This window comes from Paenibacillus sp. P4_E11 (genome assembly GCF_056401635.1).
Genome location: NZ_JBFUIX010000038.1, coordinates 17,163 through 32,948 on the forward strand (window position 1 = coordinate 17,163; position 15,786 = coordinate 32,948).

12 protein-coding genes are annotated in these 15,786 nt (G+C 51.9%); 4 read left to right on the forward strand and 8 right to left on the reverse strand.

Annotated features, from left to right (window positions below; genetic code table 11):
• Window positions 1-129: 129 nt before the first annotated feature.
• The 4 genes from AC1DWB_RS16050 (at window position 130) to AC1DWB_RS16065 (ending at window position 6,042) form a co-directional block, all read left to right on the forward strand.
• Entirely contained in the window at window positions 130-2,424 is a 2,295-nt protein-coding gene (locus tag AC1DWB_RS16050) for a helix-turn-helix domain-containing protein (RefSeq protein WP_477542120.1), read from the forward strand.
• Between the two features lie 172 nt (window positions 2,425-2,596).
• Complete coding sequence (locus tag AC1DWB_RS16055; protein ID WP_477542089.1) at window positions 2,597-4,162, forward strand: extracellular solute-binding protein; 1,566 nt, start codon at window positions 2,597-2,599, stop codon at window positions 4,160-4,162.
• Between the two features lie 83 nt (window positions 4,163-4,245).
• Complete coding sequence (locus tag AC1DWB_RS16060; RefSeq protein ID WP_477542090.1) at window positions 4,246-5,145, forward strand: ABC transporter permease; 900 nt, start codon at window positions 4,246-4,248, stop codon at window positions 5,143-5,145.
• Between the two features lie 21 nt (window positions 5,146-5,166).
• Window positions 5,167-6,042: a carbohydrate ABC transporter permease gene (locus AC1DWB_RS16065; RefSeq protein ID WP_477542091.1), complete on the forward strand. Its 876-nt coding sequence runs from the start codon at window positions 5,167-5,169 to the stop codon at window positions 6,040-6,042.
• 6 nt (window positions 6,043-6,048) lie between these two features.
• Here the strand turns inward: AC1DWB_RS16065 and AC1DWB_RS16070 are convergent, their stop codons facing one another.
• From AC1DWB_RS16070 to AC1DWB_RS16105, 8 genes are all read right to left on the reverse strand, one after another.
• Window positions 6,049-6,765 carry a response regulator transcription factor gene (locus tag AC1DWB_RS16070; RefSeq protein WP_477542092.1) on the reverse strand — a complete coding sequence of 239 codons (717 nt, stop codon included), beginning with the start codon at window positions 6,763-6,765 and terminating at the stop codon, window positions 6,049-6,051.
• Between the two features lie 136 nt (window positions 6,766-6,901).
• Window positions 6,902-8,704 (reverse strand): two-component system histidine kinase PnpS, encoded by a 1,803-nt coding sequence (gene pnpS, locus AC1DWB_RS16075; protein ID WP_477542093.1) that lies wholly within the window; start codon window positions 8,702-8,704, stop codon window positions 6,902-6,904.
• Between the two features lie 239 nt (window positions 8,705-8,943).
• Entirely contained in the window at window positions 8,944-10,203 is a 1,260-nt protein-coding gene (locus tag AC1DWB_RS16080) for an alpha-L-fucosidase (protein ID WP_477542094.1), read from the reverse strand.
• Entirely contained in the window at window positions 10,200-11,336 is a 1,137-nt protein-coding gene (locus AC1DWB_RS16085; protein ID WP_477542095.1) for a Gfo/Idh/MocA family protein, read from the reverse strand. Before AC1DWB_RS16085 ends, AC1DWB_RS16080 begins: the two co-directional genes overlap by 4 nt.
• A complete protein-coding gene (locus AC1DWB_RS16090) occupies window positions 11,336-12,115 on the reverse strand; it encodes a sugar phosphate isomerase/epimerase family protein (protein ID WP_477542096.1) in 780 nt (259 codons plus the stop codon). The genes AC1DWB_RS16085 and AC1DWB_RS16090 overlap by 1 nt, the downstream gene beginning before the upstream one ends.
• Before the next feature lie 77 nt (window positions 12,116-12,192).
• Window positions 12,193-13,746 carry an extracellular solute-binding protein gene (locus AC1DWB_RS16095; RefSeq protein ID WP_477542097.1) on the reverse strand — a complete coding sequence of 518 codons (1,554 nt, stop codon included), beginning with the start codon at window positions 13,744-13,746 and terminating at the stop codon, window positions 12,193-12,195.
• A 75-nt stretch (window positions 13,747-13,821) separates the two neighbouring features.
• Window positions 13,822-14,694, reverse strand: a complete 873-nt coding sequence (locus tag AC1DWB_RS16100; protein WP_477542098.1) for a carbohydrate ABC transporter permease — start codon at window positions 14,692-14,694, stop codon at window positions 13,822-13,824.
• Window positions 14,695-14,713: 19 nt separating this feature from the next.
• A complete protein-coding gene (locus tag AC1DWB_RS16105; RefSeq protein ID WP_477542099.1) occupies window positions 14,714-15,676 on the reverse strand; it encodes an ABC transporter permease in 963 nt (320 codons plus the stop codon).
• Window positions 15,677-15,786: the final 110 nt, after the last annotated feature.

Sequence of the window (15,786 nt, forward strand, 5' to 3'; positions counted from 1 at the left end):
GCCTAAAAACGACAAATTGACGGGCTTTTTCGCTATGGACAATACCGGATGAGGGTTATATGATCAAAGTGTGAAGTGGCGTGAATATTGCGATAATTTCGTTCAACTAAGGATGGGGAATGATTGAATATGAGAGCGATTACATCACGCTTCAAGAACATATCCTTCAAGCGCAAGCTGATCCTATTCTCGCTGATCCTCAGTATCGGCCCGGTTCTGATCGTTGGCCTCTCCTCTTCCTACATAACGGCACGCAGCATGCAGCAGGAAGTAAATGCGAACCATGCCGCCGCCCTCGACCAGATCCAATTCCAAATGAACAATCTCATCAAGTCCCTGCATATTACGTCCATCCGGCTTGCCACCAACTTATCACTTGAAAAGTCCGTTCTGCTCGGCCCTTCCATGGATAACCTGAACCAGACACTTGAAGTATCCGAAACGATCCGCCGGGAAATCAGCTTGTCCACGATCAAGTTCAACGTCTCCCTCGTCTATCAAAAGTACAATACGATCTACTCCACAGCGACCGATGCGAATAAGCTGACGGAATCACAGGTCAAGGACATGGTGGAACGGGGAAAACCGTTATACAACTCCTCCTTCATGGTGCTGCCTGATCCGAACCGAAGTCGGGAGGACCTGCTGTTGTTCCGTCCCGTGCCCTTATCCACGTCATATTCCGAAGGCATTCTTGTTCTACATGTGAGCGTGCATGAGCTGATCAAATTCCTGTCGACCTTATCCGAAGGATTAGCGAGCAAAATCTTCATCGTGGATTCTAACGGATCGGTCATCGTCAGCAAGGACACGACCGACATCGGCACCCGGCTGAATTTGTATCCGGCAAGTGCGGGCGGACAACAGCAGCAGGCAGAGGCGGCTCATCTGCCCCAGCATTACAAGCTGGACGGTACGGACTACACGGTCTCTTCCCAAAACTCCCTGTTCGCCGACTGGACTTACATTATCGTGACGCCCACCAAGGTACTGACGCACAAGTCGGACTCGATCCGCACCATTACATGGACGATGGTCGGTGTCATTGCCGTATTATGGGTGTTCGCCGCCCTGTTCGGCTCCTATCGGCTTTACTATCCGATTGCCAGAATGCTGCATAAGTCGTTCTCCGGGCAAGCAACTCCTTATCGATTCTCCGACGGGTTGAAGGCACTAGATTCGTTCATCGAGAATATGGTCAGCACGAATCGTGAGCTGAAGAAAGAGTTGCATGAGCAGTCTCCCTACTTGCAGCAAAGCATCATACAACAGCTGCTGCTAGGTGAAATGTCCGAGACGCAGAGCGCGGATAAGATCGATCGCTTCCAGCTCCCGATCAAGGGCACACGCTTCTGCGTCGCGGTCGTGGCCGTCGATCAGTACATCAACTTCATTCGCAAATATAAGGAAAAGGACCGCACCCTCATGCATTATGCCCTGCGCAAAATGATCGAGGAACTGTTCGGCGAGGAGTTGTCCTGTCTCACGACTGTGCCGCAGCCGGGGCAGCTAGCCGTCTTGATCGGTGTAGATGCAGCGAACGAGACAGCCATTCATCGGTTGCCACGTCTGTTCGACGACATTCGGTTGCACGTCAGTCAATATTTTCAATTCACAGTAAGCGTAGCCGCCAGCCCGCTACGCTCCGGGTATACGAACATTCATGCGTGCTACCAGGAAGCGCTCGACTTGCTACGCTACCGTCTGACCCTGGGTCACAACGTAACGATCAACAGTGAGAGCATAGCCGCCGAAGTCAAGCAGGCTACCCATAACTTCAGCGAGCTGCAGAAGACGATCGTGTCTCACGTTATGATCGGCAATCTGGACGACGCCGATGCCAAGCTGTCCGAGCTGATTGCTGAACTGCCTGACCATATACGCAGCGCTGAAGCGGCAATAGGCGCTTTCGCCTACTTGCTGGGCGAGCTGGACTATATGCTGCACCGATTCGGCTGCAAGCTGGACGATGCGCTAGGCGCGGACGCGTACAAGGAGCTATATGGCATGATGACGATTCAGGAAGTACGGGATTGGTTGTCGATCGCCGTGTTCCCGGCCGTCAAGCAGCGCATGAGCCAGCTGTCTGTGACCCGGCAGACGAAGCTGATCAATCAAGTGCTTCACTACTTGGAAGAACATCTCGAGAGCGACTTATCGCTGCAACAGCTAGCGGATGAGTTCCAATTGTCCACCTCGCACCTCAGCCGAATGTTCAAGGAAGAGACGAACCGAACGTTCAGCGATTATGTGCTAGAGCAGCGGATGAACAAGGCGAAGGAATGGCTCACCCATACAAGCATGCCTATTAAGGACATTGCCGACCAGTTGCGCTACACGAATGTGACCAACTTCACCCGGGCTTACAAGCAATTTTTCGGAACGTCTCCAGGGAAATTCCGCAATCAGGCACTATCCGACTAGCCCCCAGCTCCCTCTGACACTATACCGCTTATCAGCAGCACTTATTTTCTGATCATTATATGACCCCTGCCCTGCACCCAAGTGATAATTGCGTGTCATCTTCCCGCTCCATTATATTGAGTACGAATAAACCGCTTTCAAATTTTATAATGGGGCCGGAAAGGGGAATGTTATGAACATGTTACGGAACAAGAAGAGGATTGCCAGCCTGATGGCAGTCTCGTTGCTCACAGTTACGGTCATTTCTGCATGCAGCAAGGGGGATTCCAAGGAAACATCCACAGACGCGCCGAAAGATATTCACATCCTGCTCTCCCACACGCTGGCCAAGTACGCGATGCAGTACAAAGACGATGATATCTACACCAAAGAGCTGTCCAAGCTGTCCGGCTACAACCTGAAGTACGAATTTCTAGGCCATAATGCAGACTATATTCAACAGTTGACCGTGCGCTTCGCTTCCAAGGATTTGCCGGACATGGTGCGAACCGACAGCATCTTGTCAAGCATTCATCCCGGTGCCGTCGAGCAAGGCGTATTCACCCCGCTCAACGATCTTTTGGACAAATATGGTCCGAATTTGAAGAAAAAGATTGCCAAGGAGCAGTGGGACAGCCCCAAAATCTCAAAGGACGGCAAAATCTATGGCATTCCTTATTTGACAGCGGTTCCAGCTTATCGCGTCATTTACATCCGCCAGGACTGGCTCGACAAGCTGAACATGCCTCAACCTAAGACGCTGGACGATTACCTGAAATTTTTCGAAGCGGTCAAAGTCCAGGATATGAACGGCAATGGCGATCCGAATGATGAATACGGGTTCTATGTACGTGAGAATCTGGACTATGGCGACCTCTTCTTCAAGGAATTCGGCGTGCACCCGAGGGAGTGGATCTGGAAGGACGGCAAGCTTCAAGCGGGTCTTATTCAACCGGAGATCAAGGATGCCCTGAAATTCTGGAAAAATCTATATGAGAAAGGCTACATCAACCCGAACCTGTTCACGAACAAGAGCAGCGATTGGCGTGCCGGCATTAAGCAAGGCAAGGGTGGTTCCTGGATGCATGATGTGCCCAACTATGCCGCCGATTGGCAGCCGAGCCTGTTCGTCAACGAGAAGAATGTGAAAATCTCGATGCTCCCGGGACCTGAGGGGCCGAAGGGCAAAGGCTTGTCTCCGGTCAGCGATCAGATCGGCCACGTCTGGGTCATCCCTTCCACGAACAAGCATCCGGAGAACGTGATCAAGTATCTGGACTGGGCCTGGTCCGATGACAAGGCCGAGAAATATTTCTCCTACGGCATTGAAGGCACCAACTATACGGTTGAGAATGGCAAGATTAAGTACGACGCAGCTAGCAAAGCGAATACGGATAATGATGCGTATGAATTTTACCGGACCACGCAAAATCCGCGTAAAGACGGCCGTCTCGAACCGCTTGTGCTGGATGTCGATCCGAACGCCGATCTGTTGAAGAAAGGCCTGGAAGCGGCCAACCAGTCTATTTACAAAAACGATGGGCTGCATATGCCGGTGCTTGAAGCTATGAAAACCCGTCCAGAGCTTGGCTTCGGAGGCGGGACGCTATTCCTCGATATGTTCGCCAAAGTCATTACAGGCAAGGCCGACTTGGATGCTTCGTTCGATGAGTTCGTGAAGGAGTGGAAGAAACGCGGCGGCGATCAGGCGATTCAAGAGGCGACAGATTGGTACAACAAGTTCCACGCTAAGAAATAAACCATGTACGCTTAGGCCTGCTTTCCCAGGAGAGCAGGCCTTTAATCCATCATTTACTCCATCATCAGGAAGGAGAGTCCGCTATGATTCGGAATGCCGGGAAACGAGATGCGGTCGTGCTGTTTCTGATCGCGCTTCCAGGAATATTGCATTTTATTATATTCAAATACGTACCGATCGGCGGCAATCTGATCGCCTTCAAGAACTACAATATGTTTCTGGGCATATGGGACAGCCCATGGTCCGGCTTCCTTCACTTCAAGAACATGTTCCGATTCGCCGAGTTTTTCCAGATCCTACGCAATACGCTCATGCTGAGCTTGCTGTCTATCGTGTTCGGGTTCCCCGCCCCTCTCATCCTCGCGCTTCTGCTCAATGAGATGAGACGCATGTGGTTGAAGCGCTCTGTCCAGACGCTGTTGTATTTGCCCCACTTCCTGTCGTGGGTTATCGTCGGGGGGATCTTCATCAACTTGCTGACGGTCGACGGATTTTTGAACACGATATTGAAAAACCTGGGCCTCGCTCCGACCGATTATTTGACGAATCCGGATCATTTCCGCGGTATGCTCGTGACCATCGGAATCTGGAAGGAAGCTGGATGGGGAATGATCATTTACTTGGCTGCGCTGGCCGGTATTAATCCGAACCTGTACGAAGCGGCTATGGTTGATGGTGCCGGACGGTGGCGGCAGATGTGGTCGATCACCTTACCCTCGCTGATGCCAGCTATCGTCGTGCTATTCCTGCTGCGAATCGGCAGTGTGCTGGACACGAATGTGGAGCAAGTGCTCATCTTCATTAACCCGCTCGTGCGCAGTGTTGGGGAAGTGATCGATACGTATGTCTATCGAGTAGGTTTGTTAGGCGCCCAGTTCAGCTATACGACCGCGATCGGCATATTCAAATCGGTCATCGGCTTGACGCTCATCATGGGATTGAATTTCTTAAGCAAGCGAACGACGGGGGAAAGCATCTATTAACGTACGGGGGGAGAGACTGCAATGCCCAGCTACAAATCAGACCGGACATTCACCTTATTCAATAATATGCTGCTCATCATAATCAGCCTGTCGATGCTGGCTCCACTCGTCCATCTTGTCGCTGTCTCGCTGAGCTCACCAAAGTACGTAGGGGCGAAGCAAGTGTACTTCTGGCCGAAGGAATGGAATGTGAAGGTGTACCATACGATATTCGCCACCGATTCGCTATGGCGGGCACTAAGTGTGAGCATCTATATTACGGTATTCGGCACGCTCATCGCCCTGCTGCTTACCTCAATGATCGCCTATTCACTTTCGCGCTCTCGTATGCCCTTCCGGCGACTGATTCTGAGAGGCATTATCGTGACGTTCGTCTTCTCGGTTCCGCTCATTCCGAGCTACCTTGTTGTACGATCGCTGCAAATGGAAAATACGCTGTGGGCCTTGATGATTCCAGGCGCTCTTACAGCGTTCAACGTAATCATTATGAAAACTTTCTTCCAAGGTATCTCAAGTGAGCTGTTCGATGCGGCCAAGATCGACGGCTGCGGAGAAGCAAGCATCTACGCCCGCATCGCCATCCCGTTGTCTATGCCGGTCATCGCGACCATCGCGCTGTTCCACGCGGTCGGTCAATGGAATTCCTACTTCAGTGCACTCATCTACATCCACACGAAGTCATTGCTCCCGATACAGGTGCTTCTGCGCAATCTGGTTATCGAGGACAACCTGGGCTCCTTCTCGCAGCTTGGTACGGTCGATCTATCTCGTCCCGCCACACCGGAAATGTTAAAAGCCGGCATCATCCTGTTCGGTACGGTTCCGATTCTGCTTGTGTATCCGTTCTTACAGAAGTACTTTGTAAAAGGTGCTATGCTTGGCTCGCTCAAGGAGTAGGCTGCTTCATTTCTTCGGCCCATGCATGACGAGCTTATAGCCCAATCCCCTGATGGAGTCGATCTGAACGCTTTCCTGATTCATCTCCAGCTTCTTCCTTAGCGAGCTGACGTGTACATCAACGGTACGTTGGCCGCCAACATAGTCGAAGCCCCAAACGATGTTCATCAGGTCGTCCCGCGTTATGACTACCCCAGGGCGCTGCACCAAGTAGAGCAGTACCTCGAATTCCTTGGGCCGCAGCGGAATAGAATGGCCGTTCAGGTTGACTTCATATTTCTCAGGGTATATTTTCAACTCGCCGATCTGGATGACCTTGTCTTGATTCGTATCTTCCATGAGCATTCCGTCGTCTGACTTCGTCCGTCTCATGACGGCCGACACACGAGCTAGCAACTCGGCGACACCGAATGGCTTGGTGATATAGTCATCTGCTCCGCTCTTCAAGCCCTGGACGACTTCCTCTTCTGCATTGCGTGCCGTCAATATAATAACTGGCGTCTTGTTGCCCTTCTGACGCAGCTTCTGCAAGATCTCGAACCCGTTGAGCCCCGGCAGCATAATATCCAGAATGATCAAGTCGTACGCATGCTGCTGGGCGGCCTGTAGCCCTTCCCCGCCATGATCAATCACTTTCGTTTCATAGCCTTCCTGCGATAAGTTATAGGACAGCAATCTCGCCAAGGTAGGCTCGTCCTCGATAACCAAAATCTTTTTCGACATGCAAACCCCCGATCAAGCATACACGGCTTATGAATTTAAATTGTATGGTTCCGATTTACATTAGTATACGGTCAAGCTCAGTTTAGCATACGATTGTAAATGTTGTTTGAAGAGTTTGTTAACATTTTGTAAACTGTTAGCTCTGAATGACCGGGAGCTCGATGATGAATTTGGAGCCTATACCCAGGTCGCTCTCCACACGGATCGTTCCTTTGTGAAGCTCCACCAGATGCTTTACGATCGAGAGGCCAAGCCCAGTACCGCCGGAACTGCGTGAACGTGCCTTGTCCACCCGGTAGAATCGTTCGAAGATACGCGGCAAGTCTTTCTTGGGAATGCCGATGCCGGTGTCGGAGATGACGATGCGTATTTTCTCGGCTTCCTGATTGTCGCCAGCTATGGACATCGCTTTGACCCGGACTTTGCCGCCTTCCGGCGTGTAGTTGATCCCGTTCGACAATAGATTGATCATAATTTGTCCTAGCCGATCCTCGTCTGCTTCCAGATACAGCTCCTCGCTGACCTGAAACGCCAGATCGATCGACTTCTTCTCGGCTTCCGTCTGCATCATCTCTAGTGTCTTGCCCATAAATCCATTCAGGTGCACCGGTGAGAATTGTAGTGGAATGCGCTTGGACTCTACCTTGGACAGCTCCAGTATGTCACCGATCAGCCGGTTCAACCGCTCACTCTCGTCATAAATGATTTGGAGAAATTGTCGGGCGATGGCAGGGTCGTTCATCGCGCCGGCGAGCAGCGTCTCCGCAAATCCTTTCACGGCCGCAACTGGCGTCTTCAGTTCATGCGACACATTCGCTACGAACTCGCTGCGCACCTTCTCCAGACGGCGGATCGCCGTTATGTCATGCAGCACGATAACAAGCCCGGCCCATAGCTGTTCCACTTGGATCATCGGGACGAGGTTGACCTCAAGGATGCGTTCCTCGGGGTAGTAGAAGTTCATCTCATCGCGTATATGTTCATTGCGGTCCATGCATTCCTGAATCATCTGCGTCAGCTCGAACGGCAGCTTCGCTCCGTCGAACGGCTTGCCGATCAGTTCCTTGGACGTGAAGCCCATAATTTCTTCCGCAGGGCGATTCAGCAATACGATCACCCCTTGCTCATCGATCATGACGACGCCGCTGACCATGTTGTCCAGCACGCTGGAGAGCCGGGTTTCGTTCTCGCGAATTCGGTTCATCTGCACCTGCAGACTATCCGCCATCGTATTGATCGCTTGACCCAGTTGGCCAATCTCGTCCTGATTGCGAATTTGGACACGGGACTTGTAATTCATGTTCGTAATTTGCCGGGCAACCCGGGTAATTTTCTCAAGTGGACGAGTCAACTGGTGAGCGATTCGGAAGCTGATCGCTCCCGCTATAATGAACACGATCAGCAGGCCCCCGATCAGCCCCCACCATAATGCCCTGATCGTGGTTTCTACTTCTTCAAGTGACATCGACAAGCGGGCATAACCGATGATCCGGTCCTGTTGGAGGATGGGCAGCGCCACATATAGCATCGTCCGGTTCGTCGTGTCACTATGCCTCTTGGAGTAGCCTTCGCCCTGTTCGCGTGCTTGTCGAATCTCATCACGGTTGTAATGGTTGTCCATCTGGCTCGGCTCGCTGTCCGAGTCCCCGCTCACCTTGCCATCTGCCTCGATGAACGTCACTCTCGCACCAGCCGACTGTTTCAAGTGTGCGGCCAGCTCCGCATACTGCGCCGCCGACATTTTCGAGAATGCACCTTGATCCGATTGGACGGATGTGACGGCTGCGATCAGGATTTGAATCTCGCGTTTCATGCTCGTTTCCAGGGCGGCTACCTTCGACTTCTCGATCATGACCGCACTGAATATGCCTGCCACAAGGACAGAGCTGCCAATCAATATAATGAACAGTAGCGTTAATCTTGTGCGAAATTGCTTCATCCTACTCAAACCTTCTTCCCTTGCTGAATTCGACTGCATCCATCCATATTATATCGAAAGGCCAACAGGAATCCAGTTGATTTATTGTAAAGGGGTAGCTTCACCGTTTTTAATAATAACGGAAGAAGTTCGGTTGAAGGTCGCACAGGAAGATTTATTCATTCTTTAATGGCCGGTATGTCCAGGAAGAAGCCGCAGCAATAAGCCATGGACGGTATCAATTCCACAGGAAGTCATTACTACTCCACCTCCGCGACACGTACTACATAATTCACACCATAGGGATACCCAGTCGCAATGAACTGAAACCCTCCAGTCGACATATCCTGCTCGAATTCCAGAAGCTCCCCACTATCAAGCCATCGGACCGTGCGAACCGGTCGGTACAAGCCAGAGAAATGCTTCACTCCTGCCCCTCCACCGTTCACCGTAACATTCGCGTGGCCGCTAATCTTCAGATGGTGGATGAATAAGTATAACTTGCCGTCTTCCGCCTCCAAAGCGAAGTTGCTGCCTTCTCCCACAACCGAGGACGGCCGTCCTCCATAGATTGCCCGGCCGTTCAACTGCAACCAATCGCCCAACTGCTCTAACATCGCTTCCTGAATCTTCGGAATGCGTCCAGCCGCTGTCGGACCGACGTTCAGTAAGTAATTCGCCCCTACCTTACGACAGGAGCACAGGCTCTCGATCAGATGAGGCAACGATTTGTACATGAAATCGCCACTCCCGATCCCCCAATGATCGTTCATCGTCTCGCACATTTCAGCGGCCACATACTTCTCCATCCCAGTCCGGTCCATCGGCTTCGGCCGCCCTTGCTCATAAGTGACGCTGTCGATCTCGCGATGTCCCAATTCGCCCCTATGATTCAGTCCGGTGTTGTTGACAATCAACGCTTCCGGCTGCAGGCGGCGGATCATCCCGTATAGCTCATCGAGCTTCCAGTCATCGTCGGGACGGTCCCAATTGCCATCGAACCAGAAGCCGCCGATAGGGCCATAGTGTGTGCAGAGCAGCTCTACCGAATGGTACAGATAGTCCAGGTACGCATCAAAGTCTGCACGATAGCTATCTTGCTTCCAATCGAGCGTCGTATGATAGAGCACTGGGAGTAGCCCTTCCTCTCGACAGGCGTCAACGAACTCTTGGACGAGATCCCGCTTCGCAGGACTATTCATGACGTCGAAGCTGCTCAATCCTCGCGTATCATACAAGGAGAATCCGTCGTGATGGCGAGTTGTGACGGTAATGTAGCGCATCCCCGCTCTCCGCGCGCTTTGCGCGATGCTTCGAGCATCGAATTCCTCCGCACTGAACGCTAGCTGCAACTTGGCGTATTCTTCCTTCGGAATTTGCCGGGTGCGTTGAATCCACTCACCTTGCCCGAGCTCCGAGTAGAGGCCCCAATGAATGAATAGGCCGAAGGCCATCTGTTCGAATCGAGCAATTCTCGGTTCTGGTACTGGGATCGCTCCGACAGCGAGACGTTCGCTCATAGCTCGACCCCCTGCTTGTATCGACTCGTCTTCATCCGCTCCCGCAAATGCGACAGGAATAACTCTTCATCGATCGGCAGATCCACCCAGCTGTCCGTCCAAGCAGATAGATGCATGGCGTTCGACAGCATCAGGCCCTTGATTCCTTCTTCCCCAGGCGCGATCAAGGAGGTGCCGTTGCGTATGGCGTCGGTGAAGTTTTGCGTCGTCAACAGGTGGCCATCCTTCTCCTGCTTGACGATTGGAATGTCGCATTTCCAACATTCCGGCTGGCGGAACAAGTCCTTCGTTGTCCGGTTGAACTCCGATTCCGACACAGTCAGCCGCCAGAATGTCATCTTCCCATCCTCGATGACGATCTTCCCCCGGTCGCCGACCAGTTCGTATCGGTTCGTACCTGGCGCTTCCCCCGTTGAAGTAATGAATTGTCCAGTCGCCCCATTCTCATATTCCGCGATCGCGATAACTTCGTCCTCCACTTCAATATCGCGGTTCTTCCCGAAATAACAGGAAGCCCGAACACGCTTGGGCATCATATCCATCGTCCACTGCCACAGGTCGAGCTGATGCGGCGCCTGATTAATCAACACACCTCCCCCCTCACCTGCCCAAGTGCCTCGCCACGTACCAGAGTCGTAATAGCTCTGCGGCCGATACCAGTTCGTCACGATCCAGTTCGTCCGTCTAATCTCTCCTAGCTCGCCAGAGACGACGAGCTCACGTAGCTTCCGGTACAGCGGCTGCGTACGTGCATTGTACATCATTCCGAACACGGTACCCGACTTGGCCGCCGTTTCGTTCATAGCCCTTACTTGCTTCGTATACACGCCAGCTGGCTTCTCCGTCAGTACATGCAGCCCTCGCTCGAATGCGCGTATCGCGATGGAAGGGTGATCAAAATGAGGTGTAGCGATGTACACCGCATCGATGCAGCCTGAGTGAAGCATCCCGTCGATGGAGTTGAACTTGTTCACGCTTGCCGGGAAATGATCCTCCGCCCATTTCAACCGATCGGGGAACATTTCGCATACGGCCGCCAGTTCCGCTCCCTCCACTTCGCCCTTCGTCAAATAATTGGCCGTCATCGTTCCCATATTGCCTAACCCGATAACTCCGAATCTTACGTTGCTCATTATGACATCCTCCCCTGTTCATGTAGCTGGTCCACCAGCCGATTCAAGTTGTCGAGCGATACCTGTAAGCTGTCCAGTGGATGACCAGGGCAGACATCCTGCTCGACGGCGTACCACTCGATCCCATGCTGCTCGCCCCAGAGCAAGATCGGTGCGAAATCTATGCTGCCCGTGCCGATCTCCGCAGTCGCTTGCAAGTCATCTGGCGTCATATCCTTCAAGTGGATGATCGGCATCCGATTCTCATACTTGCGAAGAAAGGCATAAGGATCCTGGCCCCCCTTCTTCACCCAATACGTATCGATCTCGGCGAGGATCCGGTTGTCCTGGGACGGCTGCAGCAAGTATTCGAGCGCCGTTACACCATCGATCTCCGTATCGAATTCGAAGGCATGATGGTGATACGAGAATCGGAAGCCTTTCACAGCAATCCGTTCAGCGATCTCATTCAGCACCAGACGCATGTGCCTGTAACCGTCCGGGTTCTGGTATTCCTTCGGCATATATGGGCAGATGATGTCGCGCGTGTTGAAGATAGCCGCTTCCTCCATGACGACGTCCAGCTCGTTCAACAACCGCTCGAGCAACACATGGACGCCAGCCGTGGCCAGACCGGTTTCCTTCAGCACGGCTGCTATGTCCTTCGCAAGCCAGCCCCTTAGCCCCGATATTTGGACAGCCGGCCAGCCCATCTCACGGACAGCGCGGAGCACACCGGGAAAGTCTTCCTCCGTTTGCCGATGCAACGTCATCAACTGCGCAGCGAATTTATGCTTCATGTTCCTTCTGCTCCTCTCGTACCTTTTCATGAATGCAAACCGGAAATGGATGTTCGTCCATTTCCGGAAGGTCGACCTTATTTCTTCTTGCCTTCGTTATACTGGTCCATCAATTCTTTCAGGATCGTTGCCCCCATGCCCTTCGACCACGCATCCACTTCGGCCTGCACCGCATTCCAGTCGCCATTGTTCAATACATAGTTAACAGCCGCTTCGGTCACCTTTTTCTGGTGATCCGGATTTTTGCCTGCTGTGTCGGACAAGTACTTCAATAACGGATTTGGTACTCCTACCTTCTCGAAGCCATCGAGCACGGCTTTCTGCGCCTTCTGAACGTCCACCAGTTGAGAATCGACATAGTAATGTTTGCTGTATTGATTTTCCAGAATCAGCAGGTTCGGCTTTTCCTTGTCGAACAGCTTCTTCTGCTCATCCGTCCGCTCAGGCAAGCCTAGTTCCTTATTGAAGGTGTTATAATGAATCCCTTGAATGCCGGCCTTGAGTATCGTAGTCGCATCATCCGACGCAGACCAATCGAGGAACTCTACAATTTTCTTTGCTTTATCCTTGGACACGTTGGACGGAACGACCCAGATCCCGAAGTACCCTTCGATCATTTGTGCGCCCTTCTTGCCCCCGGGTCCTTCCAGATACGGGATGCCGACGAGTTCGGCTTTGGGATCAGCCTTCTTGATCGTTGCGACGACGTTCTCGTTCATAATACCGACGTTGTTGACGAACGCGCCTCCTACCCCGGCGAGGAATTTGTCACGAGACTGACCGCCCTTGATGACTGGAGCGTCCTTGTCGATCAACCCGCTGGATTGAGCCATCTTAACCCAGTCCAAGAAGCTTTTATACTCCGGTGTTTGGAAGTAAGTAACCGGTTTGTCTCCCTCGATCTTGTAGATGTTCGGTAAGCCTAACGCGTAGGCAATCGGATTCATCGAGGACATGTATGGCGAGGTGTACGGTCCTGCAATCAGCGGGATCGTTTTACCACCACCAGCCGGATCCTTCTCCTTGAACACCTTCAGAGCGTTGGTGAATTCGTCGAGCGTCTTCGGCACTTGCAGGTTGTATTTATCGAGCCAATCTTTGCGCATGAAGAGGTTCGCATTACCTCCACCGAACTCACTGCGCGGTCTTGGCACACCGTACAGCTTGCCTTTAACGCTAGTCATGTCCCATGTATACTGAGGAATTTGCTGCAGATTTTTCATGCCTTTGATGATGTCGGTCAGATCATGGAACGCACCTTGACTCACCAGCTTCTCGTATTTCGAGTCCTTTCCATCGGTTAGCAAAATCATATCGTATTGGTTACCTGCGGCGATGGCGATGTTGACCTTGTCCAAGTAAACGTCCCCGGGTACGAACTCCACGTTCAGCTTGACGTTCGCCCGCTTCTCAATCTCTTTTAGTGCCTGGTTGTTCTCCAGGACCGGCGGCTCGCCTCCAGACAATATCGCCAATGCCTTAATCGTCGTCGGTTCCGCAGTCTTCGCACCTGCTGTAGTCGCCGGACTGGCTGCACTTTCCTTGTTATCCCCTGTCGTTGTGCCGCATGCAGTCAATACAGTTGCCGTTAAGGTAATGGCGGTTACGGCCGAGACCATCGTTTTTTTCATTGTGGATAACTCCCCTCGATATAGTTGAGATTGTACGATCAACATGAAGCGCTAACCAAGCTGTATGCGTCCTTGCTATTCCTTGATTGAGCCAAGCATCGCCCCCTTCGCAAAATGTTTTTGAAGGAATGGGTACACGACGATAATCGGAACCATGGCGACCAATATCGCGGCCATCTTGACGTTGTCTCCGACCTTGCTCACCAGCTCGAAATTCAAATTGCTCTCGGCGGCAATATTCGCGGTCCCGGCAATCACCATCAGTCTTAGAAGCACTTGAATTGGCCATTTCGCGCTGTCGGTCATATACATGATCGCCCCGAAGAATGAATTCCAATGTGCAACCATGAAGAATAAGGAGAATGTCGCGATGATCGGCATGGAGAGCGGTATGACGATCGACCACAAGATGCGCAGTTCCCCCGCTCCGTCGATTCGCGCCGCTTCGTCCAGGCTATCAGGCAAATTCTGAAAAAATGTTTTCATAACCAACACCGTAAAAGCGTTGGTAGCCCCTGGTAGGATGAGCGCCCAGTAGTTGTTCAGCAAGCCCAGCCATTTGATGAGCAAATAGGAAGGAATCAAGCCCCCGTTGAATACCATGGTGAACAGCATTAACATCAGCATCCATTTGCGGCCAGGCAACGTCTTCTTGGACAAGGCATATGCCAGTGTAATCGAGATGATCAAATTGAATATCGTCCCTACGACCGTAATGTAGATCGTATTCCCGATGCTGGTCATGAATCGGTCGGTTGAGAACAAGTAACGGTATGCTTCCAAGTTCCATTCCTTCGGGAATAGGAAGAATCGTCCTCCGATCGACTCGCTGACCGGGGTTGCCGAGACGACAAACATGTACCAGAATGGCAGGATTACCGTCAGACACAAGGCGAACAAGAATAGCCCGTTGAAGATGTTGAATATCGAGATGCGTTTGACTAGCATAGGTTTCTCCTCTCGCCCTTTAGAAAATTCCTTCTTCTTTGAACAACTTGGCGGCGAAATTGGCCGTCAGCATGAGGATCAGGCCTACTGCCGAATTGAACAGCCCAATTGCGATACTATAGCTGAATTCGAAGCGCTGCATGCCCACCTTGTACACGTATAGGTCGAATACGCTCGCTGCCGTTTCATTGAAGTTGTTCCACATCAGGAACACCTGCTGGAAGTTCGAATCCATAACGGAGCCGAGCCGCAAGATCAGCAGAATGACAATGGTGCTGCGAATTCCTGGCAGCGTGATGTGCCAGACCCGATGCCAGCGGTTCGCACCGTCAACGGTGGCTGCCTCATACTGCTCCGGATTGATACCGGCAAGAGCAGCCAGGAAGATGATCGTGCCCCAGCCTGCATCCTTCCATATCTGCTGGAGGACAATAAGTGGCCGGAACCAGTTGTTGCTCATAAGGAACGGAACGGTATCGTTGAACCATTCGTCCCAATAATGATTAATGACGCCGGATGGCCCGAAGAAGATGAACGTGATCCCGACGATAATGACCCAGGAAACGAAGTGGGGCAAGTATACGACCGTCTGTACGAATCGCTTGAACAAGCTCGACCGCACTTCGTTCAACAACAACGCCAATAGAATGGTGAAGGGAAAGAAGAAGAACAAGTTGTAGAAACTGAGCAATAGCGTGTTCTTCAAGAGTTGCATGAAGATCGGTTCGGAGAAAAATCGTTGAAAATGTTCGAAACCTACCCATTCACTCTTCAACAGCCCTTTATAAGGACTGTACTCTTGAAACGCCAGCAGTACCCCCCACATCGGTACGTAATGGAACAATAGAAAGTACAACATGCCCGGTGCCGCCAATAAGTAAAACCATACATGTTTTCGAAATAACTGCTGTTTTAATGACGACACTCTCTTCGTCATCTCTTGCTGCCGGGTCGCTTGCTTCTGAGTCGACGCTTGCGCCATTGTGAATTCCCCCTGCTCTGATTGCTGATTGCTGATCGATGAAGTTTTCGTAGTTCGACCTTACCGAATGGAAGCGTTGCCATCAACAGAAAACTTTTCCTCGCAGTGCA

Coding starts and splice junctions, on each gene's coding strand:
- AC1DWB_RS16050 (WP_477542120.1), top strand. CDS start 130: ATGAGAGCGATTACATCACGCTTCAAGAACATATCCTTCAAGCGCAAG.
- AC1DWB_RS16055 (WP_477542089.1), top strand. CDS start 2,597: ATGAACATGTTACGGAACAAGAAGAGGATTGCCAGCCTGATGGCAGTC.
- AC1DWB_RS16060 (WP_477542090.1), top strand. CDS start 4,246: ATGATTCGGAATGCCGGGAAACGAGATGCGGTCGTGCTGTTTCTGATC.
- AC1DWB_RS16065 (WP_477542091.1), top strand. CDS start 5,167: ATGCCCAGCTACAAATCAGACCGGACATTCACCTTATTCAATAATATG.
- AC1DWB_RS16070 (WP_477542092.1), bottom strand. CDS start 6,765: ATGTCGAAAAAGATTTTGGTTATCGAGGACGAGCCTACCTTGGCGAGA.
- pnpS (WP_477542093.1), bottom strand. CDS start 8,704: ATGAAGCAATTTCGCACAAGATTAACGCTACTGTTCATTATATTGATT.
- AC1DWB_RS16080 (WP_477542094.1), bottom strand. CDS start 10,203: ATGAGCGAACGTCTCGCTGTCGGAGCGATCCCAGTACCAGAACCGAGA.
- AC1DWB_RS16085 (WP_477542095.1), bottom strand. CDS start 11,336: ATGAGCAACGTAAGATTCGGAGTTATCGGGTTAGGCAATATGGGAACG.
- AC1DWB_RS16090 (WP_477542096.1), bottom strand. CDS start 12,115: ATGAAGCATAAATTCGCTGCGCAGTTGATGACGTTGCATCGGCAAACG.
- AC1DWB_RS16095 (WP_477542097.1), bottom strand. CDS start 13,746: ATGAAAAAAACGATGGTCTCGGCCGTAACCGCCATTACCTTAACGGCA.
- AC1DWB_RS16100 (WP_477542098.1), bottom strand. CDS start 14,694: ATGCTAGTCAAACGCATCTCGATATTCAACATCTTCAACGGGCTATTC.
- AC1DWB_RS16105 (WP_477542099.1), bottom strand. CDS start 15,676: ATGGCGCAAGCGTCGACTCAGAAGCAAGCGACCCGGCAGCAAGAGATG.